Below are 24,813 nucleotides of genomic sequence, written 5' to 3'. Positions count from 1 at the left end.
CCATACCATCCGGGGGATAATCCCATACCATCCGAAGGATACTCCCATACCATTCGGGGGGTAGTCCCATACTATCCGGGGAATACTCCTATGCTATTCGGGGGGCAGTCCCATACTATCCGAAGGATACTCCTATACTATCCGGGGGATAATCCCATACTATCCGGGGAATAATCCCATACTATCCGGGGGGTAATCCTATACCATCCGGGAGATAATCCCATACTATCCGGGGGATACTCCTATGCTATTCGGGGGGTAATCCCATACCATCCGGCGGGCTATCCTATACGATGGGGTGGAGCGTCTTATGCCATCCGATACCCCATCCTATGGCATACCCCACCCTACCCCCCACCCCCCTGACAGGTTTTTGCTCTAAGGGATTATAAAATAACGGGTTATGTCAAATTCCGGGCGTTTTCGGTAGCAGGAGGCCCGCCTGACCGGACGGGCAGGGAGGTTAAAATCACCTGTTTTTGATGCTCTACCCTTCGTACAGGTATTGTTTGCGTTCGGCCTCGGTCAGGCAGATGTATTTTTCGTCTTTGGTCTTGATGATAACCAGTTTTTCCTGGCGTGCCAGCCAGCCGTATCCGCCGTATGCCTGTTCAACGGGCAGGTTGGTCATCTTGGGCAGGTCGGCTAATTTGACCATACCGTTCTCGCCCACGCATTTCCATACCACTCCGGCCGGGGCGCCGACCTCGACGTCGCCCAGCAGGACCTGGGCGTTCTTTATTTTCTGGCAGAATAATTTAGGCGAGGACATATCCATCATAAGCTCTTCCAGGTGCTCTTTGGCTTCGGGATTGGCGTCGAACGCCTTGGCGCGCATAACCGAATAGGTGGCCTTCCAGTTCTTCAGGTCGGCCCGGCAATCAGCGCAGGTTTGCAGGTGGGCGATTAATTCGTCCTTTGTGATGTCCATCTTTTCGCCCAGGACATAATCTGTTATGGCCAGCCCGTATTTTTCGCAGTTGTTCTTCTTCATAAGTCATTCCCTTTCATCTTATTGCGGATAATATATATCTTGCGCTTCAAATAGTCAAGCGAATATTTGGCGAATTCAGGTTCTTCAAGGATTTCCTTATATGGCTTATCGTTTGCTATCATTACCATCAGCTTGAGCTCGTCCGGCGACAGTTTTGCGGTGATATCCGTTAGTTGCCTTTCGGCTTCCTCGTAATCTTCCGGCTCCGGCGTGGTATCGGTAATCAGGTCGTCCGGGAATCCGGTCGGCTCGTCCGGGAACGCCTCGGTAAATGGCTTGGCGTGTTGGCGGCGCTTGCGGTCCTGGTTCAGGCACTCGTTCTTGACGATGGTAAATACCCATTTCCGGAATGAGTTGGGGCCCTCGTACTGGAAATGCCCGTCCTGAATCTCGTTTATTATGGTTAGGACTGCCTGAGAGCGAATATCCTCTATGTAAGCCTCATCCTTGCCGTAGAAGCTGGTGTTATGAAGGTAAGCCAGGATAATGATAAAATATCGTTTAAGCAAGGTATCCAGAGCGGTCTTGTCTCCGGTCAGGTAAGCGGAAACCAGGAATTCGTCGGAATGAGGGTCAATGGACATATAATTAAGTATGGTGTCCTTTGAATTCTTAGCATTTCCTGCTTATTTTTTCGTGGGCTAATTTTACAAGTTCTTTGAAATTATTAATGGTACTTATGAAAAAATCCGTATTCTTCAAAAGCCATTTTTCAACGGTAGCCTGTGAAGAACCCCACGCATTTAATTGCTCATTTATTGCAATCATTTTTGTTGCATAATCTTCGGCTAGCTCAAAGAAAGATATATCCTCATTAATATAGCGAGTTGTAATCAACAAGTCAACGGACGCACACCTAAGACGCGAGGCAGAATAAATAGTTTCTGAGCTTTTTTGGTTTGATTTGGCTTTAACAATAGCGCTATTAAAAGCATCTAAATTTTTGTCACATTCTGAAATCAAAGCATCCAATCTACGAATTGCTTCGTCTCGTTGAAGAATCTCAAAGAGGGTTCCACGGCCAGAAACAGTTTCAAGAACATGGCTATCCGGTCTATGAGGGGTTATTAAGCAATCATTAATAGCATCCTTCAAGTTTTTACGGAATTCTTCATTTTTTATATGATTGTTAGGGTAATAAAATAAAGTTCCTTTAGTACCAATATCGAAAGGTATTTTGGTCCCATCTTCCGCTATTGTAATTGTTCCATGCTTAAAACTTTGGCGAACTCCTAGCTCCCAATAGACATTACAATTATTATCCGTGAGGTCTGCTACTACAACTGGACAAGTAACAAGGTTAGTAATTATTTCCCGAAGAATATCCCCACGTAATGGCTTTGATCGACAGGCCTCAAGATGTAGATTCTCATCTATAAGTGGTTTTAGAAAAACCCCAAAATGTTTAGTCCAATATTCTTCTGTGTGCACATCAGTAGTATGGTTAAAAGGCATTATTACAAAACAATGTTCTTTATTTTCTGCCATTCTTACTCCTCCACTACAACTTTAACAAAGGATTTCCTCTTTAATCTTCTGATATTAAAGCACTTCAAATGCAAAAGTCAAGGATAAGAAACGGATTATTCGCTTAATCTGTTTACTGAACTTTTCCACCGGAATTCTCATTTTCTGATGTCACCTTTTGCCATCTCGCAACTATATATATTGAGGGGAGGGCAAGACCCGCCCCGGGGGACGCAAGATGCGGCCCTCAAATATGGTGTGTCCCGACGGAATAGTCGGGATCTAAGTCGCTGGTAACTCCCTGCGGTCTAACAGCGACTAAGAGGTCCAAAGATATGAAAAGACTGATATATACGTTTTTGGCAATAGTCCTTACAGGAGGCTGTGCTTTAGTGGTCCTGGTGGCGGCCCCGGCATTAGGTCTGCGTGACCGTGATGGTGCCGAGGTGGCTCTTATAATTGATTTGAGCCGGCAACCGCCCCAGGACCCTAATCCCTATATAACCGAATATGAACGGATGTTATACCCGACCGTCAGGATTAAGACGGGTAATTCCACCGGCTCCGGGGTTATATTTTACCACGAAGGCACGAAGGACACGAAGAATATTTATGTTCTTACTGCAAGCCACGTAGTGGGGGATAATAGCGATGTGAGATGTGAGATATGGGATGGCGACGGATACCCGCCTGACGGACGGGCAGGCACGATTTACGATGCGCGGGTGGTAATAACCGATACACTCAAAGATTTGGCTCTTATTACAATTCATAACTCATCACTAATAACTCATACTTATTCCGCTACTCTGGCTCCGCGGAATTATACGCCGTACCTTTTCAGGCCTGTCTATACCATCGGTTGCTCTCTGGGGCTCACACCCCGGCCGTCACAGGGAATCATCAGCGTTATTGAGGATACTTACTGGGAAGTGTCCAGCCCTATATTACCCGGCAATTCCGGCGGACCGGTTTACGATAGTAAAACCTTTGAGGTTATTGGTATTGCGGTATGGGTCAGGATTTATAAAGACCAACTTATAACTACTATGGGCGGAATTGTACCTATTAACCAAGTCTATGAGTTTCTGGAGTCCATAGAGTCTAAGAAGTTAAGAAAGTGAGGTGCGTTATGTTTAGGATGATGTCAGGATTCTGGAGACGGATAATAGAAGTGGTTGTCGGAATCGTATTGGATTACTTGGAAAAGAAAGGGAAGAAGTCAGATCGGTAACTCTTGCAGCGCACAAGGGCTTACCGTTAACGCGTAGTTGTGAATTTATTATGTCCCGATGTAGCTATGCTCATCGGGATCTAAGAGCCAGTAACACCCTTGTCCGTTTGGCCGGGCAATGGCTAACTGGCTCTAAGAGAATCGAGGTGATAAATTATGGCAGACGATGTTAAACTTGATATCAAGATAACCGTTCCGGTTAGTCTTGAACCCGCGGGGGATATGCCGGACAGGTGGGTGGAGGGATTGGTCAACAATGCCCTTCGCATGCGTGACCGGGCGCTGGAAGTCCTGCCCGATGAGGGCAAGTTCCAGTCACGGGTGGCTGAAGTAGCCAACCAGAAATGGAAAGGGATGATTGACCCGAGCTTTGTCTCGCAATCAGGCCTGACCCAGAAGAATATCCAGCGGGCACACTACAAGGGTTTAGCCGGCGCCTACGCCAAATTCAGGGAAATGTACGAAAAGGCTTTCGCGACTGTTGACGGCGTAGTGGCTAAATTCTTTAAGGACCGGGTTATTAACGCCAAGGATAGGTGGGCTAATGCCGTGGCCAATACTATCCTGAGGATTACGGGCGACCGTATCCGAGGGATGATTGTGCCGCAGGTGATTTACTGGATGACCGGTGATCCCAAAGCCAATAAGTTCACCGAACACTCGGAGGTTATTAACGGCGGACCTTACGATTTCACCAAGCCGGGCATCAGGCAGCAGTTCAGGTCAGCGGCCAGCAGCTTGCTGATTACCGCGGGGGTAAACATCCTGAAGGCGGATATGGAAGCGGCGGAAATCGCCGCCCAGAACGCCAGGCTGGTTGAACTGGCTAATGCCTACAGGGCCACGGCGGTGAAACCCTTCGTAGTCGGCGGCGGAGCGACCGATTCGCTCCTGGAGTATGAATTTTCCGACCCGGAAATCAAGCTCCATGCCAGGATAGTCCTGGTGTAGTATGGGTAAGCGTGAGTGGGACGCTTCGCCCGGGCGGGGCGTCCCCGACCACGCTTTAATTCAACCACGAAATTAGGAAAGGACACGAAGACACGGAATTATTTAGTGCTTTAATATTTTCGTGTTTTCGTGGTAAGATTTATATGTATAGAAGAAGATATTTTACTGACGGACAGGTGACTACGCCCCAGATTATTGAGGGCGCGATTACCGAGGACAAGCTGGCCAACGATGCGGTGACTTCGCCTAAAATAAAGAATCAGACCATTGTTACCGAGGATATCGCTGATAAGGCCGTTACCTTGGCCAAGCTTGGGGACGATGTCCCGGCTGTGGGCATTCCGGATAATTCCATCAGCGCGGCTAAGCTGGCCGATAACGCCGTGGAAAAGCGGCATATCAAGAGCGCATCCGTCGATACGGATGAACTGGCAAGCCAGGCCGTAACTACGGATAAAATCAGGGATGGTAATGTAACACCGGCAAAGCTGTCGTTTACGCCGTTAACCAGACCTATTTTACCACAGATTAACACGGATGAAATAGGCGATGCACAGGTGACCAACCCCAAAATAGCCGACCGGGCAGTTGATTGGGTCAAGATTGCGCTGGCCTGCATCAACCACGAACTGCTCTACAATATTGCCCCGCCTACGGACGGGCAGATCCTGTCCTTCGACGCGGCCACCGGCAAGTTTAACTGGATTGCTCCGCCAACCGGCGGTGCGGGCGGGATGCAGTTAACCTTACTCCCCAACCAGCCGTTGGTGTTCTCCGAGAACTCGATGGCGGACATTGACCAGTTGGTGGACCTGTCAACCCAGATTCCGGCTACGGCCCAGGCGGTGCTCTTAGAAATCCAGTTCAACGCCATGTCCGTGCCGGTGGGTATGGAACAGATATTGACCGTATTCGGTAGAAGGGCCGGGATGAACTTCGGGTCAAGCACGGTGCACTTTATATGGCAGAATATCGTGGGCTTTAACAACAACGCCTATAAGGAGTGTATACTTGCTACAGACGTGTCCAGACAAATTAGAGTGCTCGTTACCAAGAGTGGGCAATTTACATCTGTAAACTTATGGGTAAAAGGTTATATAGAGTAAACATGCCCCGATATTCATCGGGGTCTAAGAGCCAGTAACTCGCTATGCTCTAACTGGCTCTAAGAGAGGCTACGCTAGCCACGGATGGGACATACTTGGGCTGTTACCCGTGAGGGTTCTTGTCCCAAGACCCCTCAGGGTCTAGGGAGAACGTAGTGAGTTATCAGCCCAGTATACTTGGCAGTAATTAGCTACCGCTCAAACTGCCAAAGTACGGATGATTCGGGTTATGGCCACGAAGAGTGGGGTTTTTACGAGTATCAATATCTGGTTAAAGGGGTATATAGAGTGATGGCTTGTCCCTCTAAGCGGGATAGCCTGCGGGCTTGTCCAGATGATAAAAAAATACCCCGCCAAGGCGGGGTTCATCTGGATCTAAGTGCCTCTACGTCACTTTGTTCCTAGTGGCACTAAGAAAAAAAATTAGTGGCCCTGAAGTGAACGGAATGATGAGCATCATGTCCAATTCGAAGCAGCAGCAGCACTTGAAGCTTCAGGGCCGAGAACAACCTTAGCAAACCGGAATGGTTTAGTCAAGAAAAACCCGCCTGAAAAATCGGGAAAGAGATTTCTAGCCCCGCTGGAATAAGCGGGATAAGAAACTCTAAGGCTCGTGTCTCACCAAGAGGTTTCTAGCCCCGCTGGAATAAGCGGGATAAGAAACTCTAAGGCTCGTGTCTCGCCAAGAGGTTTCTAATAAATCTCATAAAATCCGGATATTTTACTTGACGAAATTTGGGATTTATCCTATTATACTCGCACGAATTATTAGTAGTGTTTGAAGTAGCTTCAATATTTAGAATATGGGAACAGTAACTACTTTCGGCAAATACATTCTGGAGAAGAAAATCGGCCAGGGCGGCATGGGCGCCGTTTATCTGGCAGTTGACCCCGCCTTAAACCGCAAGGTGGCGCTCAAAGTCGCCACCGCTTCCGATAAAACCGCGGTCGAACGGTTCCAGCGCGAGGTCCAGGCCGTGGCCAAACTGAGACATGCCAATATCGTGCAGGTTTTCGAGGTGGGCACGATCGGCAAACAGCCTTATTTCACCATGGAGTATGTGGACGGCATTTCCTTCGAACAGCTTATCAAGGACAAAACCAGGCCGCCGGTCCAGACCGTGGCCAAGATTGTGATGCAGATCGCTTCGGCTTTGCATTACGCCCATACCCAGAACATCGTTCACCGCGACATCAAGCCGGCCAACATCCTGCTGGATAAGGACGGCAAACCTTACCTGACGGACTTCGGCGTGGCCAAGAAATTATCCGGGTTTGACAAAACATTGACCGTTACCGGCGCCACGGTGGGCACGCCCAACTATATGGCTCCGGAACAGGCCCAGGGCAAGAAGGATGAGATCGACCACCAGAGCGATGTGTTTTCGCTGGGCTCGACGCTTTATCACGGACTTACCGGACAGATGCCGTTTCAGGGCAAGGAGATGTTCGAGGTATTTTCCAACGTCATCCATAAGGACCCGATTGCGCCTTCGACCCTGGTGAAAAGTATTCCCAAGAACATAGAGACCATCTGCCTCAAGTGCATGGAGAAGGAGAAAGAGAGGCGCTACCAGACGGCCCTGGAGCTGGCCATGGACCTGCAGAGTTACCTGGAGGGCAAAGCTATCATGGCCGAGCGGGCTTCGACCATGACCAGGATGTGGTTAAAGGCCAAGCGCAACAAGGCAGCCAGCTTCGGCCTGGTCAGCGCCATGCTGGTTCTGTTTATCGGCTTCCTGGTTGTGAGGATGGTTATTTCAGCCGGTTCGGCCCGACAGGTGGAAGAGAACCGAAAAAAGGCGTTTGCCTTTTTCGATGAGAAGAAGTACACCGAGTCCAAATCATTGTGCGAAAAGATACTCAAATCCACGCCTTCGGACAGCGTGGTCGAAGCGCTGTTGAAGCGGTGCGACGAGGCCATCGAAGATATGGATGTGGGTAAGAAGAAGGCCAAGGAACTGGCCCGGAAGAAGGCCGAGGAAGAGCGGCTGGCCCAGGAAGAAGCCAAGCGCAAGGAAGAGGCGGCCAAACGCCGGGCCGAAGCCAAGGCCTTGCTGGACCGGATTACGCCGGCCACGGCCACGGACGAAAGATTGCAGATTGCCGGTGAAGCCGTCAAGATAGATGTTTCTTACAGCGATGCTTACCAGATTATCGGTTACGCCTGCAGGGACAAGCAGGATTTCGACAAGGCGGTGGATAATTTCGACAAGGCCATCAGCTATACGGGCACGCTGGCTCCGTCCTATTACGGCCGCGGCTGGGTGACGGCTTACATTAATAATAACTTTGACGGGGCCGTGCCGGACTTTGAGAAAACCATAAAGTACGACCCGGACAGCTACTGGGGTAGTTTTGCCAAGGGCGAACTGGAATTCGGACATAAGAAATATGACGAGGCCTTAGCCAGCTTCGGCAAGGCGATTAAGTTATCACCCAATTACGATTGGGCATATCTGAACCGGGGGACGGTATATTACGCCAAGAACGAACTGGACAAGGCGCTGGCTGATTTTAACGAGGCCTTGAGGCTCAATTCGGCCAACAGCCGGGCGCTGGTTAACCGGGGACTTTGTTATTACGCCAAGGATGATGCGGTCAAGGCGGTGGCTGATTTCTCGGATGTAATCAGGATCAACCCGTCGGCCGCCGCGGTTTATGTCAGCCGGGGCAACGCCTATTACGAGTCGGGCAATTACGGCAAGGCCATCGAAGACTTTAATGAGGCGGTCAAACTCAATCCCGATAACGGCAAGATTTATTGCGACCGGGCGGCGGTTCATTACGACCAGGGCGATATCGAAAAGGCCATCGTTGATTTCAGCCGGGCCATCAAGCTCAACCCGACTGACGCGGAGTCTTATTTCAACCGGAGCGTGCTCAACGCCAAGAAAGGCGATTTCGGCGCGGCCATCGCCGACGGCGAAGTTTTCCTGAAGCTCAGCCCGGACCATCCTTCGGCTGAAACAATGCGCCAGGCCATTGAGGACTGGAAAAGATAATTATTAATGATGAATGATTTATTACATATGACCCGGACGGCAATAATAATGAGGGGGATGCTCTTTGGGGCTATGGCCTTGATCGTTTGCGGGAGTGTTTCCTGCACCAGCACCACCGTGCACCGGACCGGAGAGATAAGCCAGCGGCTGGTCAGCGAGACCAAGGAGATGACGGCCAAACCGCTTTATTTCGACCTGACCCAGAAACCGACGCCCCAGCTGCCCTTGATGAAATTCACCATCAGCAATCCCAATATCGAATATATGGTCAAACGCTACGAGAAATTGGAAAAAGTAGAGCAGACCACCGGCTACAAGCATTTAACCCATATAGGCTGGGTGACAGCCGGTGTCGGATTGCTGTATCTGTTTGCCAACCCGGCTCCGGACCCGGCAAAGTACGGCGAATCGGAATATAATTCCTTGTCCGACCAGCGGCTCAAGGCGCGGCAAATGGCCTTTGGCTTGTTACTGGCCGGGGGCGGGATGTCCGGCGCGCGGATTATCAAGCCGGATAATAAGGTCATAATCCAGCAGCCCATAACCAGATTCGAGGAACGGACGCCGCTGCCGCCGCCGTCGCCCAAGACGCAGATTACCGTCAAGATACAGAACTATAAGATAACGGATTCGACCGACGATAAAGGCGAGGGTTCTTTGAAGATAGATGAACTGCTCAAGAGCGCCCTTTTCCCGATGCCCAAGTGGCCGGATAAAATCGAGTTCCGCATCGGCGCGGCCGGCCTCAACGACAGCGTTACCAACTGGAGCATCGAAGAAGCGGTGGCTTTCATGACCCTGGGCCAGGTGAATTGGTCCAAGGGCAAGGTTGAAATGGTACCATACCCGGAAGGGTCGGTTGAAATAGGCGGAACCTGCAAGGCCGATGAAGACGCCGTCATAAAAATCACAGTTTCCAATAAAAAAGGCAAGGGCGATTGTTACCGGCTGAAAGCTCTTATCCGCAGCGAGGAATCATTGCTTAACAAAGCCATACTAATCGGTAATTTGAAAGCCGGGGAGGAAAAAGAATTCCAGGAGATTTTGCGCATACCAAGACAGTGGTTAAGCCGGGATATACCTTTCCGGGTTTCTTTCGAGGAGTTTAATAATTACGTCCCCAACCAGTTGGAAGCCAAAATTGCCATCCAGGAAATACCCAGGCCGGCTTTTGCCTATGCCTGCCAGATAGTGGATGACGGGACCGGTTCATCAATCGGCAATGCCGACGGGCGGATACAGAAGGGCGAATCGGTTGATTTGTCGGTCAGCGTCAAGAATATCGGCAAGGGCCCGGCTAAAGACGTGGCCGTGCTGGTAGAAACGGACCAGAAGTCCGGCATCGAGATACCGGGCAACCTCATCACCATTACCGAACTGGCCCAGAACGCCGTTGATTCGGTCCGTTTTAACCTGGTGGTCAAGAAAGACGTTTCGGTTAACGACCTGATGCTGAAATTAGTTATGACTGACGGCGGTGAGTTTACGGTGTCGGCCAAGGACCAGGTCAAGTTCCCGCTGGATAAGCCGTCCGCAAGCGCTGTTGCCGGCATTTCTAAGAACGTCAGTTCCAGCAAAGATGTGGCTGAAATAAGGAGCGGTCTGGGCAGCGATACGCCCCTGCTGGCCTTGACAAGCAAAGGCGCGGTTTTGGAGGTGGTCGGCCAGCTCGGGGACTGGTTTAAAATAAAGTTATCGGAAAACAGCTTCGGCTGGATCCAAAAACAGTCCGTCCGGGATATGGTTGATGAAAAGACCGCGGCCAAAGAAGCAATGCCTGTTGTCAAGGTGTTCACCATGGCCCCGCCGGATATTTTATTGATCCAGCCGGACAATGCTGTCAGCGAAACTTCCGAAGAAAGCCTGAAATTATCCGGCATCGCAGCTAACTACAAGAAAATAAAGGATATCAAGGTTCTGCTTGACGACAAGCCTTTGCCGGTGGGATGGAGCCTGGACATACTCAGGAAGAAACCATCCGGGCAAAAAGCCCAGCAGAATCAGCTGGCCCGGTTTGATTACCGTTTTCCTTTGAACATGGGGGCCAATCAAATCAAGGTCATCGCCCTGAATGATGAGGGTGTTTCGTCCGACGCGAACATTTCGGTAACCAGGCTGGTAAAAGAGAAAAAAGGCAGCGTTTATGTTTTGATTGTGGGCATAAGCAATTATGAAGACCCTAAGCTGGCCCAACTGCCGTTTGCGGAAGATGGCGCCCGGGCGGTATACGAGTTCTTCGCCAAGAACCCCAAAAGCCCGGTCAAAGAAGAAAATATCTCCATGCTTATAGGGAAAGAGGCCAGCGCCGACAATATCAAGCGCGCTTTGAGCGACCTGACAGACCGGATAAAAGAAAAGGATACGGTTTTGCTTTATTATGCCGGATATAACGGCACCGCGCCTCATCCCCAAAAGGGGACTGAATATTTCATTTTTCCGTACGATACCTCCAATGATGATTTGTTTGTTTCCTCGATAGAGTTGCCAGAATTGCAGAAGGAATGGGAATCGATATCATCCACCCGGAAAATATTCATCAGCGATTACAGCAATTCCTATGGTGTTATCACAGATACCGACAAGATTAAAAGCGGATTCGAGCGCGGGATGGGGTCCTGCACCTTCGTCATCTCGGCCGCGGATAAAGGGCAGAAGGCCCTGGAACTGGCAGATTGCAAACGCAGTTTATTCGCATATTACCTGCTGGAAGGGCTTAACGGGGCGGCCGACAAGGATGGTGACGCCCGGGTGACCGTATCGGAATTGGAAGATTATATCAAGACGGCTGTCCCTAAAAAAGCCGAAGAGTTGGGCTCAAAACAAATGCCTGTCAGCAAAGTAGAGCTGACCGAAAATGTTTTCCTGACTAATTAACTATCGTGTAGCTTATGTTTAAAGTCGGTAAAATCACTTTAGTACTGATGCTATTTGCCGCTGTTATTTTCGGTTACGGCGGATTATGCCAGGATTACGGCATCTCGGGTAAGAGTGGCAGCAGCAGCGGCGTGAAGCCCAAGCCCAACGCCCCGATTAATCTTACGGCTGTGGCCATATCGCAATCGGAAATCAATCTTTACTGGACCGATACCGCCCAGGTGGAAGACGGCTTCGTGCTGGAAAGATCCACCGACGGCGTGACTTATACGCTCTGCGCCACTATCGCGGCGGATGTGTCGATGTATTCGGATACCGGCCTGACGCCGGACGTCAATTATCGCTATCGCCTTAAGGCTTTTAACGCCAGCGGCGAAAGTGTTTATTCCGGCGAAGCGTCGGCTATCCCTCTGGGTGCGCCGGTCAGCTTGGCCGTTAATGCTGTCTATTATTCTGAGATTAATCTTAGCTGGATAAATAATTCCATCAGCGAAGAAGGAGTCAAGATCGAGCGCAAGACCGGCATTGCCGGAACTTATGCCTTGATCACCACGGTGGCCGTGGCTGATGTGGCCGTTTATTTGGACACTGGCCTTATTGACGGGACTTTATATTATTACCGGGTCAGGTTTTATAATGCGTCGGGCGACGGTTCATATTCGGTCGAATCCTCAATAAGCACGCCGATAAGCCCGCCATCGGCTTTAAACACCAGCGTCATTTCCTCGTCCCAAATTGATTTGAGTTGGACGGATAATTCGGCCAGCGAGGATGGTTATAAAATCGAACGCAAGACCGGCCTGGACGGGACGTATGCAGTGATTTCAACCGTGGTCGGGACTGATATCGCGGCCTATTCAGACATCGGCCTGGTTGATGGCGCCGTTTATTACTACCTCGTCTGCGCTTATAACTCTACCGGTGAGAGCGCTTATTCCAATGAGGCCAGCCCGGCCATTCCGCTCAATGCGCCGACCGTTCTGGCGGCCAGCGCCATATCGGCTTCGTTGATAAATCTGGACTGGATCGATAATTCCAACAACGAGACCGGATTCAAGATCGAGCGCAAGCAAGAAGGAGATGTCTACGCTGAAATCGCCACCGCCGCGGCCGATGCCACGGCCTTTGCCGATACCGCCGCGCCGGTTGACGGGGTCAACTATTATTACCGGGTCAAGTCAATCAATGACACTTATGAGAGCACTTATTCCAACGAGCCGGTCGTATTCGCGCCCATCAACGCGCCATCATCCCTGAGCGCCACGGGTATTTCCAACTCTCAGATAAACCTGAGCTGGGCCGACAACTCCGGCAGCGAGACCGGGTTCATCATCGAGAAGAAAACCGGCCTGGCCGGTAGTTACGCCCCGATAACCACCATCGTCGGCTCAGACGTGACTTCTTATCAAGACGGCTCATTGTCAGACGGCATCGCCTATTATTACCGTATTTGCACTTATAATTCCCTGGCTGATAGCGGGTATTCCAACGAAGCCTACGCCAGCACTTACATCAATGCGCCGGTGGAACTGAATACCACGTCGGTGTCGGTATCCCAGATAGACCTCAGCTGGGTGGATAATTCCGGTAGTGAAACAGGGTTTAAAATAGAGCGCAAAACGGCTATTACCGGCACCTACGCGGTGGTAACCTCGACCGTCGGCGCCAATGTTACCACCTACCTGGATACCAATCTGGTTGATGGCACTGTTTATTATTATCGGGTGTGCGCCTATAATCTGACCGTTGACAGCACTTATTCCAACGAGACATCCGGCACGACCGGCATTATCCCGCCGTCAGGATTGACCGCTAGGGTTATTTCGTTCTCGCGCATAGACCTGTCTTGGACGGATAACTCCGGCAGTGAGGCCGGATTCCAGCTGGAGCGCCGGACCAGCACCAATAATAATTATACACTGGTGGCCACTATCGGCGCCAATGCAACGGCATATTCTGATACCGGACTTTCTGCGTTTACCCCCTATTTCTATCGCATCAGGTCTTTTAACGGCACCGGCAACAGCGCCTATTCTGACGAGACTTCGGTTACTACGGCGTTATCAAATTCAGAAAGCGGCTTGTGGAATTATGTCAGGCCTATTACCATCACCAACAGCGGGGGGCTGCTGACCGACTGCGCCGTAGCCGTAAGCCCGTTCAGCGACCCGGCTTTTATAGATAACACCAATCTGATCGGCTCATGGCACTTCTCCGAAAACGGCGGTTCCAACACGGCCGATATGTCCGGCAACGGCAATAGCGCTTCATTATACGGTCCGGCCAGGGTGACCGGTAAGTTTGGAAATGGACTTTCTTTCAACGGCATAAACGACTGTGTAGCGGTACCGGACCTGAGCACTTTGGATATTATCACAAGCACCCTGACCATCGAAGCCTGGGTTTATCCCACAGCCAACGGCACTTCAGCCGTCATCTTAAGCAAAGACTTATCCTATGAGATAGTTCTGGATAATGGCGTATTCAAGGCATCAGTGGAGACCTCAGCCCCGGGCAACTGGGCCAGGGGCGGCAACCAGGCCGTACCGCTTAACCAGTGGTCGCACCTGGTCTTTGTCCATAACGATACCAGCTGGAAGTTCTACCGCAACGGCGCAGAGGTGGAAAGCATCGCTCCGGGAGGCAGCCAGGCCGGCAATATCACGCCGTCCGATCGGCAATTAGGAATAGGCGGCCGGGATAACGGCAGCGGCTGGGATTCGTTCTTCGCCGGTATCATAGACGAGGTCAGGGTCTATAACCGGGCATTATCAGGAACGGAAATAAGCACCCGCTATAATTCCGGCGCGCCCCGGGTTCGGTCTGATTACGCTGATATCAGATTCACCAACAATACCATGAACGAGGAATTGATCTATTGGCAGGAGAGCGATAACCTCTTCTGGGTCAAGATACCGTCCCTGCCCAATGGCGATACCAATATCAAGATGTTCTACGGCGGCATTTCCACTACCCCGGCCAGCAATATTGCCAATGCTTATGTAGCCGGCTATAATTTCACTATTGATTCCTCTGCTTGGACTGAAATTGATTCCAAAAACGCCATCCGTCAGGATACCGGTCTGAATCTGTATAATGTAACGCCGGCCTGGGATTCGGCTTTGATATCAAACAATAGTTATAACCGGGCGTTTAATTTAACCCTTTACGGGAAATTCACCGTATTTGCTGCGACCGGCAGAATGATGGTCGGATGGGCCGGTAACCAGATTACCAACCCTTATTTTGACCAGTTGATTCACGGCTTGTATTTTAACCAGGGTAGTCTGGAAATTGCCGAAAACGGCATCACTTATACGCCTAACGGCCCGGCCACGACTTATACAACCGCTACTACATACGATTTTATAATTCGGCTTAAGGACACCGGGGCCGATTACGAAATCAAGGGCGGCGCTTATGCCGGTTGGACCAACGTTTATAACGGTACCGGCGGTAACTTGACCACCTCGCCCTTGAGGATTTCGGCCAATCAAGGCGATCAGTCAGGTTATATCAGTCATCTGGTCATCTCGCAGGATGCGGTGCCGGCGCCTTCTTCAGTTGTTTCCAACGCCGAAAGGCAGCTCAACACTACCTCCAATCTTTCGGCTACGATTATTTCGGCCACCCAGGTAAATCTTAGTTGGCAGGACGATTCCCCGGCCAATGATAATTTTCTGGTAGAGCGCTCAGCAGACGAGATAACCTGGTCATCCCTGGGAACGGTGCCGTACAATACTGTGACATTTACGGATTCGACCGCCTTGGCCGGGACGACCTATTATTACTGGGTTAAGGCGGTTGACGCCCAATCCGAAGAGGACCCCTATGCGTCCAAAATAGTTACCAAAACATCCGTGCCGGATAACCCCTCGCAGTTGGCTGCGGTTTCTATCACGTCATCAGAGATAAGCCTGGAGTGGCGGGACAATGCCACTAATGAAACCGGCTTCAAAGTGGAACGCTCGACCGATGCCATAAACTATTACCTGCGCGCGACGCTTGCTCATAATGCCACATTTTATACCGACAGTGGCCTGACCGAAGGTATTACCTATTATTACCGAGTGAAGTCTTATAACGGCGTGGGCGATGCCAATTCAGACGTTATCTATGTTTCCACTCGTCCCAATGTGCCGTCAGGGGTGATGGCCAGCCCGATATCAATTTCCCAGACCAGCCTGACCTGGGTTGATAATTCCAATAAGGAAAACGGATCCAAAATAGAACGTAAGGCAAGCGGCGGTATTTACGCCCAGGTCGGGACTGTCGGGATGAATATTACCGCGTATTCTGATGCCGGGCTTAACGGCGAAACGACTTATTATTATCGGATTAAATCTTTCCATAATACCCTGGGCGATAGTTTATATTCCAATGAAGCCACAGTTACTACGGCGCCTAATGCGCCCTCGGTGTTAAGCGCCACTGGTATATCAGCCACCCAGATAAATCTATCCTGGACCGACAACTCCAATGCGGAATCGGGGTTTAAGATAGAACGTGCATCCGCCTCCGGTGGGCAAGCCGGCACATACTCCCAGATTGATACTACTAGCGCCAATATCGTAACATATGCTGACGGCAGTCTTAGCCCTGAGATGGTTTATTATTACCGTGTTCTGACATATAACGCCAACGGCAACAGCCCTTATTGCAGCGAGGTCTCGACTACCACCGCGCCTAATGCACCGTCAGCGCTTACTGCTACAGCTGTAACTTCAGCCAGAATTGGTATTAGCTGGACTGATAATTCTGCTATAGAAACAGGGTTTAAGATAGAGCGCAAGACCGAAATCTCCGGAACCTATGGCCAGATTGCTTCCGTGGGCGCAAATACCTTATATTATCTTGATACCGGCCTGACCGCTGAAACTGTTTATTATTATCGCGTCCATGCTTATAATAGCGGCGGGTATAGCAACTATTCTAACGAAGAATTTATAACCACGCCTAAACCAACCTGGGTGTCTGTTGTTTCTTCAGGACATTCCCTTGCGATAAAAACAGACGATTCCTTATGGGCATGGGGTGCTAATAACTATGGTCAATTAGGATTGGGGGACTCTATCGATCGGTTAGTTCCAACGCAGGTAGGTTCATCCTTAGATTGGGCTTCAGTTGATGGCGGAAATGGGAGCAACTTGGCTTTAAAGAGAGATGGATCACTCTGGGCATGGGGTGGTAATTATTATGGTCAGTTAGGACTTGGAGATTCAACTAGTAGAAACACACCAACACGTGTCGGTACCTCTAATGATTGGGTTATGATTTCCGCGAAAGGAACGCATTCGCTGGCTCTTAAATCTAACGGAACAATGTGGGCATGGGGTTATAATACTTTTGGTCAATTAGGTCTGGGAAATACCACTAATAAGTTTTCTCCCACCCAGATAGGGACAGCTAATGATTGGGTTTATATTAATGCCGGAGGTTACACTTCTTTTGCAAAAAAATCCGATGGTTCGATATGGGGTTGGGGCATGAACTATAATTATGAGTTAGGTCTGGGTTACTATAGTTCTTATAAAACGTCTCCTATTCAGACAGGCAGTGACACAGATTGGGCTGCGGTTTCACTTGGAGGGGCCCATACGCTGGGTATAAAAACAAACGGCAGCATTTATTCATGGGGTTCAGGAGCATATGACGGCCGATTAGGCGCCGGTTCATCAGTGTGGGAAAGACTTTCTCCAGCCCAGATAGAGGTTGACACAAATTGGGCATCTATAAGAGCAGGCAATGAACATTCTTTAGCATTGAAATCCAACGGAACTATCTGGACATGGGGAGATAATGTATACTATCAATTAGGCCTTGGCGATTCAACAAATCGATATGTTCCAACCCAGGTTGGAACTGATACTAATTGGGTTTATATTGCAACCCATACTTCTAGTACTCAATGCATGGCCATAAAATCAGACGGGACTTTATGGGGATGGGGATACAATAGTAACGGGCAGTTGGGTTTGGGTGACACTACAAGCAGGAATCTACCGGCCCAGGTCGGCGTGCCTCCGGCGGCGCCGACGGCGCTTTCGGCAACCGCCATATCCTCATCCCAGATTAACCTGACCTGGGCGGACAATGCCAATAATGAAGGTGGTTTTAGATTGGAACGCTCTTATGAGGGCATTACCTGGTCCCTATATACCTCTCCAGCAATAAACTCTACATTATATAACAATACCGGCCTTTCCGAGTACTACACTTATTATTACCGTATTAAGGCTTATAACGGTATCAGTGATAGCGTTTATTCCAATGTTGTATTCGCCAAAACCCTTATCAGCGCGCCTTCTTTGCTGGTGGCCGAAACCGCCTCCAACAGCCAAATCAATCTTTCCTGGACCGATAATTCAAATACAGAATCAGGGTTTAAAATAGAGCGCAAGACCGGTATTGATGGAACATATTCAGAAATAGCTTCGGTTGGAGCAAATAATTATATAGCTGCTGGGAATACTGTTATTGATCGTGCATCCTGTATCAGCGGGAGTATGGGCGGCGCCACCACGACTACTTTTATAAATAGGACCAGCCAGATTACTGCCGCCGGAAATATTGATTACTTTGACGTATATTTAACCCAATCTGGTGGTAGCATTAGGCTCAAAGTATTCCGTGATAATGGAGCTTCGTGGGATTTGGTTGGGCAATCTAATTGGTGCTCTGTTTCGGGGCAAGGAAGCTACAGATATAGTTCCCCTGCTATTGCTGTTCAGGCGGGCGACTATATCGGTTTGGCAATAAGCGGTTCTGCAACACAGGTAGATGCGGACGAAACTGGCGGTCTAATAAGTTATATATCAGGTGAGATTACAGGCACTACGGATAAATTAACCTGGACCGATAATAACTACTTAGTATCTCTTAAAGCTTATGTTAAAGTTCTAAGCACCTATAATGATACCGGACTGGCTGAAGGCGCGACCTATTATTACCGCGTTCGAACCTATAAAGGAACTGATTACAGTTTTTATTCTAATGAAGTCTTGGGCATTACGTCTTCTGTTGCTTTAGGCGATGCGGTAGACGCGCCTACTTTAAATTTTATTACCGGTGGCTATGCTAACTGGTTCAGCCAGGTTGTTGAGTCATACTACGGTGGCGATGCGGCTCGGAGTGGTGTCATTACCGATGCTCAGAGCTCCTGGATAGAAATGTCTGTTAACGGCAAGGGCACCCTGACTTTTCACTGGAAGGTTTCGTCAGGAACGACTGATAATTACCTTGGATTTTATGTAGATGGTTCATGGCAAAATAGTATTAGCGGAGAGGTGGATTGGAATATAACGCCTGAACAATACACATTCTCCAGTGCAAAAAAGCATACTTTCAAATGGTCATATTTTAGAGGTTATTTTGGCGTATATGGTTCTGACTGTGGTTGGTTGGATAAGGTCACCTGGACGCCCGCGCCATAATTAAATAGCTATGTATACGACTAAAATCGGTATCGGCTTGATGCTGGCATTAATAGTCGCCATCGGTTACGGCGGATTCTGCGAGCAATACGGCATTTCCACCGGCAGTAGCGGCCAACTGCCCAATCCGAACCCGCCGATTTCGCTCAGTGCCGTGGCCGTTTCCGAATCGAGAATTGACCTTCAATGGGCGGATACGGCTAAAATTGAGGAAGGTTTTATTCTGGAGCGTTCTAACGACGGTGTTAACTATACCCTTTGCGCCAATCTTTCCCCGGATAATACGGTATATTCAGATACCGGCGTAACGCCGGAATCAACTTATTATTATCGAGTCAAATCATTCAACGCCACCGGCGACAGCGCTTATTCTAACGATATTCTGATAATCCCGGTAAACATCCCGACTAACCTGACAACTACCGTTATCTCTTCAACGCAGATTGATATCAGTTGGACCGATAACTCCGGCAATGAAGCGGGCTTTAAAATCGAGCGTAAAACGGCTATTGATGCTGATTATACTGTCCTTACGACCATCGCCTCTGCCGACATTACCACTTTTTCAGATATTGGCCTGATTGACGGAACCGGTTACTATTATCGCGTCAAGACTTTTAACGCTTACGGCGAAAGCTCTTATTCCAATGAGACATGCACACCGACGCCGATATTGGCGCCGTCCTCGCTGGGTACGAATGTCGTTTCTTCCAGCCAGATTGATTTGACCTGGTTGGATAATTCGGCCACCGAAAGCGGATATAAAATAGAGCGCAAGTCTGGTATTGCCGGTTCTTATTCGGTTATTACTACTGTCGCGGGAAGCAATGTTGTTTTATTATCGGATACCGGTTTATTGGATGGCATGACGTATTATTACCGCGTCAGTGCTTACAATGCCACCGGTGAGAGCTCTTATTCCAACGAAGCCAGCCCGGCCATCCCGCTTAATACACCGTCAGTTTTGGTAGCCAACCAAGTATCTTCATCCCGGATTGACCTGGCCTGGACGGATAATTCCAATAATGAATCAGGATTCAGGATTGAAAGGAAGACCGGCTTGAACGGGACCTACGGCGAAATTACCCAGGCCATGGCTAACGTGATTTCGTTCTCTGACACGAGCGGCTTGATTGACGGAACCGTTTATTATTACCAGATAAAATCCTATAACACCACGGATAACAGTGCTTATACCAATGAGGCTAATGCAACCACCCCGATTAATCCGATTTCGGGATTAGCCGCCAATGCCGTTTCTGCGTCTCAGATAAACCTGTCTTGGACTGATAACTCCAACAGCGAAACTGGGTTCAGGATAGAACGAAAGACCGGAACCGGCGGTTTTTACGCGCCCATCACCACTATAGCCACGGCTAATATAAATTCTTACTTCGATACCGACCTGGCTGACGGTATAACTTATTATTACAAGATTTGTTGTTATAACGCCACCGGAGACAGCGCTTATTCCGAAACGGTTGATGCCTCGACCATAATCAGTCCGCCATCCGGTTTAAGCGCTACGGTTGTATCTTATTCGCAGGTGAATATTTCCTGGTCGGATAATTCCGGTAGCGAATCCGGTTATAAAATAGAACGAAAAGCCGGCGCGGCCGGGTCATTCAGCGAAATTGCCACGGTTGGGCCTGATAGCCTGGCCTTTGCCTCTGTTGATTTGATTGATGGCACGGCATATTATTACCGGGTCCGGGCCTATAACGCCACCGGCGTGAGCGCTTATTGCGCCGAGGCGTCGGCCACCACGCCGGTCAAACCGCCGTCCGGTTTGATAGCCAGGTCAATGTCGCTTTCCCGGATAGATATTTTCTGGACAGATAACTCTAATAGCGAGACTGGTTACAAGATAGAGCGTAAGACCGGTGTTAACGGGACCTTCTCCGAACTTGCCGCCACCGGGCCGGGCATAGTTTCTTATCCCAATACCGAGTTACCATCATTCACCACTTATTTCTACCGCGTCAGGGCTTATAATTCTACTGGCAACAGTTCCTATTCAAACGAAGTGATAGCTTCGGTGGTTATGTCCAGTTCCGGTGATGGTACTTGGTACTATAATCGGCCCATCACCATCACTAACAGCGGGGCGTTGGTGACCGACTGCGCCGTGGCCGTAATCCCGTTCAACGACCCAGCCTTTATCGATAACTCCAACCTGGTGGCTTCCTGGCATTTTTCCGAAGGTTCAGACGGTTCCAATACGGCCGATATGTCCGGTAACGGCAATAGCGGCTCATTATACGGTCCGGTCCGGGTGGCCGGTAAATCCGGCAACGGATTATCTTTCGACGGCATAAACGATTACCTGGCGGTGCCGGACCTGAGCAGCCTAGATATCATCACCAGTACCATAACCATCGAAGCCTGGGTCTATCCAACGGCCAATGGCACCTCAGCCGTAATTTTAAGCAAGGATTCCTCATATGAGATAGTTCTGGATAACGGCGTATTCAAGGCGGCGGTGGAGACCTCAGCCCCGGGCAGCTGGGCTAGGGGCGGCAGCCAGACCGTGCCGCTTAACCAGTGGTCGCACCTGGTTTTTGTTCATAACGATACCAGCTGGAAGTTCTACCGGAACGGGGCAGAGGTGGAAAGCATCGCTCCGGGCGGAAGCCAGACCGGTAATATTACGCCGTCCGACCGGCAATTAGGAATAGGCGGCCGGGATAACGGCAGCGGCTGGGATTCGTTCTTTGCCGGCATCATAGACGAGGTCAAAGTGTACAACCGGGCTTTGTCAGCCACGGAAGTAACCAATCGGTATAATTCTGGTACGCCCCGGGTCCGGCCGGATTACGCCGATATCAGGTTTTCTAACGATATCATGAACAAGGAATTGACCTGCTGGCAGGAAAACGATAACCTATTTTGGGTGAAGATACCGTCCTTGCCGACCGGCGATACCGAAATTAAGATGTTCTACGGGAATATATCGTCAACCGCTTCTTGTGTCAGTGCCACCCTAGCTTTTGCGGATGATTTCCAGGGTTTGGTTATTAATGCTTCCAATTGGGTTGAGCTTGACGCCAAGGACGCCATCAGGCAGAATAACAGGCTGGATCTGTGTGATGTCACATCGATCTGGGATTCGGCTCTTATTTCCGTTAATACCTGGAACAGGTTTGCCGGATTGACGCTATACGGCAAATTCACTCCTTTTAGTATTGGCGTCACCCTGAATATGATGGTTGGCTGGGAAACAAACCAAACAACTGACCCGGCCTGCACCAAATTAATCCATGGGCTGTTCTTTAACGAGGGTAATCTTTCCGTATTTGAAAGCGGCAACGTCTATGCGCCGAACGGTCCGGCCACGACTTATAGCGCCTTTACCCCCTATGAATTCAGAATTCGGCTCAAAGCCACCGGGGCCGATTACGAAATCAGGGGCGGCGCCTATGCCGACTGGACTACCGTTTATAACGGCACCGGCGGAAACCTAACCACCTCGCCGTTGAGAATTGCCGTAACCCAATTCAATCATCCTGGCTACCTGAGTGATATCCATATCATAAATATTCCTTCACCTGCGCCGTTGGTCTCGGCACCCGGAGACCAGAGAAGGCTCAGTGTTGTATCCAACCTGGCCGCAACCATAATTTCTAGTGCGCAAATAGACTTGAGCTGGCAGGATACGTCATCCGGCACTGAAGACATCCTGATTGAGCGCTCACTGGATGAGATATCCTGGTCGCAAATCGGTACTGTTTCTGATACGCTCACGGCTTTTTCGGACAGCACAGTCAGCGCCGATACGACTTATTTCTACCGGGTTCGGGCTTATGATATTTACGACATCGACCCTTATTATAATCAGGTGCCCACTAGGACGTCAGCGCCGGTGGCACCGTCTAATTTGATATCAACTGCCGCATCGTCATCCTCTATAGTTCTGCAATGGCAGGATAACTCCATAAACGAAACCAACTTCCAGCTAGAACGTTCCACTGATGGTATTAATTACTCTATATACGATACCGTGCCTGCCAATATTACAACTTATACCGACGACAGTTTACCCGAAGGCGTCACCTATTATTACAAGGTCAAGACTTATAACATTCTGGGTGACAATTATTCCAATAATATTTCAGCGACCACTTATCCGAATGCTCCTTCGGCATTGGTTGCCACGCCGGTATCCTCTACGCAAATAAACCTGGCCTGGACCGATAATTCCAATGTCGAGACGGGATTCAAGATAGAACGTGCACTCGCCTCTGGCGGGCAAGCCGGAACCTATTCCCAGATTGATATGATTGGCGCAAATAGCACCGCTTACATCAACTCCAGCCTAACTGACGGCACGCCTTATTATTATCGCGTTAGGGCTTACGAGACCGCTAAATCAGTAGATAGTGCATATACTAACGAGGTAGGAATTACCACGGTGATTAATCCGCCTTCATCGCTTACGGCAACCACTATATCCTTCTCACAAATTAATCTTTCCTGGACCGATAATTCCGGCAGCGAAACCGGATTTAAGATAGAGCGGGGTATTACGACATCCGCTTTTTCCGAGATCGCCACAGTCGGTGCGAATATAACCTGCTACTCTAATAGCGGACTCAATTCATCTGATTATTATTACCGTATCTGTACTTATAATGCGACTGGTGACAGCGCTTATTCTAATGCGGTTTCCATTCCTAATGCGCCGTCGGCGCTTACTATGACGCTAACAATGTCAGTAGCGGTTCTTTCCTGGACCGATAACTCGGTTGTAGAAACCGGTTTTAAGATAGAGCGCAAAACGGCTATCACTGGCACCTATGCCTTAATTAATACTCTGGGTTCTAATACGACCGCGTTTACGGATACGGGTGTTTCGCCATCCACGACTTATTATTACCGGGTTATGGCCTATGCCTTATGTGATAGTTCATATTCTAACGAAATTAGTGTTAAAATGCCTGTTCCTTCTATGACTTTTACCGCAACCTCTACGGGAAGAACAGGCACAATCCAAAACTGGACTGTGTCCGCGAACGGCACTTATCGAATAGAAGTATGGGGGGCACAAGGCGGTACTCAGCCACAACAATGGGGTGGATTAGGCGCAAGGATGAGAGGTGATTTTGTCCTGACAGCCGGCACTCAACTTAAAATACTGGTGGGACAAAAAGGTGTAGATGGGAATTCTGATGATGGTTGCGGTGGTGGCGGCGGGACTTTTGTGGTTAAAAGCGATAATACTATTTTGATTATTGCTGGAGGTGGTGGCGGTGCGGGTGCTGATGCTGATGGCGTAGGCGGCACAACAAACACAACAAGTACCAGCAATGCGGGTTATACGCGTAGTGGGTCTTCCTCAGGTGCAGGAGGACTGGGTGATGACGGTTCCGGTGGGGGTGGATTTAACGGTAATGGGCAAGCCGGTTATAACGCTCCTAATGGAGGGAATTCATTCCTGAATGGAGGCGCGGGCGCAGATTGTTATTGGGATGGCGGTTTTGGAGGAGGCGGCGGCGGCACCGCAGGCGGTTCGGAGGGTGGTGGCGGCGGCGGCGGTTATTCGGGTGGTCCGGGCGGCAGTTCCGGCACAGATGGCGGCGGGGGAGGTGCTTCTTATAACGCCGGGACAAACCAGTCTAATTCCAGTGAAGTACGCACAGGAAATGGACAAGTCATTATAACATTTATTCAATAAAATAATAAGTTTTTTTTAATAATTCTTTTTTGTTAATCACATCTTTCAATAATCGATTCACGCCGTAAAGCAAAA

The 24,813-nt window shown here is 49.6% G+C and carries 10 protein-coding genes; 7 read left to right on the top strand and 3 right to left on the bottom strand.

From position 1 onward, the window contains the following. Nucleotides 1–487: 487 nt before the first annotated feature. From WC980_03650 to WC980_03640, 3 genes are read right to left on the bottom strand one after another with little or no spacing between them, the layout of a single operon-like run. The gene (locus tag WC980_03650) at nt 488–994 is read right to left on the bottom strand and encodes a winged helix-turn-helix domain-containing protein (protein ID MFA5794144.1); all 507 of its coding nucleotides are present in this window, start codon (nt 992–994) and stop codon (nt 488–490) included. After that, nucleotides 991–1,578 (bottom strand): hypothetical protein, encoded by a 588-nt coding sequence (locus WC980_03645; protein ID MFA5794143.1) that lies wholly within the window; start codon nt 1,576–1,578, stop codon nt 991–993. Before WC980_03645 ends, WC980_03650 begins: the two co-directional genes overlap by 4 nt. Before the next feature lie 28 nt (nt 1,579–1,606). Continuing rightward, nucleotides 1,607–2,482: a hypothetical protein gene (locus WC980_03640; GenBank protein ID MFA5794142.1), complete on the bottom strand. Its 876-nt coding sequence runs from the start codon at nt 2,480–2,482 to the stop codon at nt 1,607–1,609. Nucleotides 2,483–2,796: 314 nt separating this feature from the next. Between WC980_03640 and WC980_03635 the strand changes: the two genes are divergently transcribed. From WC980_03635 to WC980_03605, 7 genes are all read left to right on the top strand, one after another. Continuing rightward, on the top strand, nt 2,797–3,585 hold the full coding sequence (locus WC980_03635) for a serine protease (protein ID MFA5794141.1): 789 nt from the start codon (nt 2,797–2,799) through the stop codon (nt 3,583–3,585). 266 nt (nt 3,586–3,851) lie between these two features. Beyond that, entirely contained in the window at nt 3,852–4,646 is a 795-nt protein-coding gene (locus tag WC980_03630) for a hypothetical protein (GenBank protein ID MFA5794140.1), read from the top strand. A 143-nt stretch (nt 4,647–4,789) separates the two neighbouring features. After that, nucleotides 4,790–5,752 (top strand): hypothetical protein, encoded by a 963-nt coding sequence (locus tag WC980_03625; GenBank protein MFA5794139.1) that lies wholly within the window; start codon nt 4,790–4,792, stop codon nt 5,750–5,752. Nucleotides 5,753–6,555: 803 nt separating this feature from the next. Beyond that, nucleotides 6,556–8,757: a tetratricopeptide repeat protein gene (locus WC980_03620; protein ID MFA5794138.1), complete on the top strand. Its 2,202-nt coding sequence runs from the start codon at nt 6,556–6,558 to the stop codon at nt 8,755–8,757. 72 nt (nt 8,758–8,829) lie between these two features. Then, nucleotides 8,830–11,631, top strand: a complete 2,802-nt coding sequence (locus WC980_03615; protein ID MFA5794137.1) for a hypothetical protein — start codon at nt 8,830–8,832, stop codon at nt 11,629–11,631. Between the two features lie 14 nt (nt 11,632–11,645). Then, nucleotides 11,646–19,064, top strand: coding sequence for a fibronectin type III domain-containing protein (locus tag WC980_03610; GenBank protein MFA5794136.1), 7,419 nt, complete (start codon nt 11,646–11,648; stop codon nt 19,062–19,064). A 10-nt stretch (nt 19,065–19,074) separates the two neighbouring features. Beyond that, nucleotides 19,075–24,738, top strand: a complete 5,664-nt coding sequence (locus WC980_03605; GenBank protein ID MFA5794135.1) for a DUF2341 domain-containing protein — start codon at nt 19,075–19,077, stop codon at nt 24,736–24,738. The last annotated feature ends 75 nt before the right edge of the window (nt 24,739–24,813 follow it).

It is taken from the genome of Candidatus Brocadiia bacterium, from assembly GCA_041658285.1.
Taxonomy (GTDB): domain Bacteria; phylum Planctomycetota; class MHYJ01; order JACQXL01; family JACQXL01; genus JBBAAP01.
This window is presented reverse-complemented; position numbering and strand designations above follow the sequence as displayed.

Bases quoted from the DNA above. Each gene is read 5' to 3' on its own strand.
- WC980_03650 (MFA5794144.1), bottom strand. From the start codon at position 994: ATGAAGAAGAACAACTGCGAAAAATACGGGCTGGCCATAACAGATTAT.
- WC980_03645 (MFA5794143.1), bottom strand. From the start codon at position 1,578: ATGTCCATTGACCCTCATTCCGACGAATTCCTGGTTTCCGCTTACCTG.
- WC980_03640 (MFA5794142.1), bottom strand. From the start codon at position 2,482: ATGGCAGAAAATAAAGAACATTGTTTTGTAATAATGCCTTTTAACCAT.
- WC980_03635 (MFA5794141.1), top strand. From the start codon at position 2,797: ATGAAAAGACTGATATATACGTTTTTGGCAATAGTCCTTACAGGAGGC.
- WC980_03630 (MFA5794140.1), top strand. From the start codon at position 3,852: ATGGCAGACGATGTTAAACTTGATATCAAGATAACCGTTCCGGTTAGT.
- WC980_03625 (MFA5794139.1), top strand. From the start codon at position 4,790: ATGTATAGAAGAAGATATTTTACTGACGGACAGGTGACTACGCCCCAG.
- WC980_03620 (MFA5794138.1), top strand. From the start codon at position 6,556: ATGGGAACAGTAACTACTTTCGGCAAATACATTCTGGAGAAGAAAATC.
- WC980_03615 (MFA5794137.1), top strand. From the start codon at position 8,830: ATGGCCTTGATCGTTTGCGGGAGTGTTTCCTGCACCAGCACCACCGTG.
- WC980_03610 (MFA5794136.1), top strand. From the start codon at position 11,646: ATGTTTAAAGTCGGTAAAATCACTTTAGTACTGATGCTATTTGCCGCT.
- WC980_03605 (MFA5794135.1), top strand. From the start codon at position 19,075: ATGTATACGACTAAAATCGGTATCGGCTTGATGCTGGCATTAATAGTC.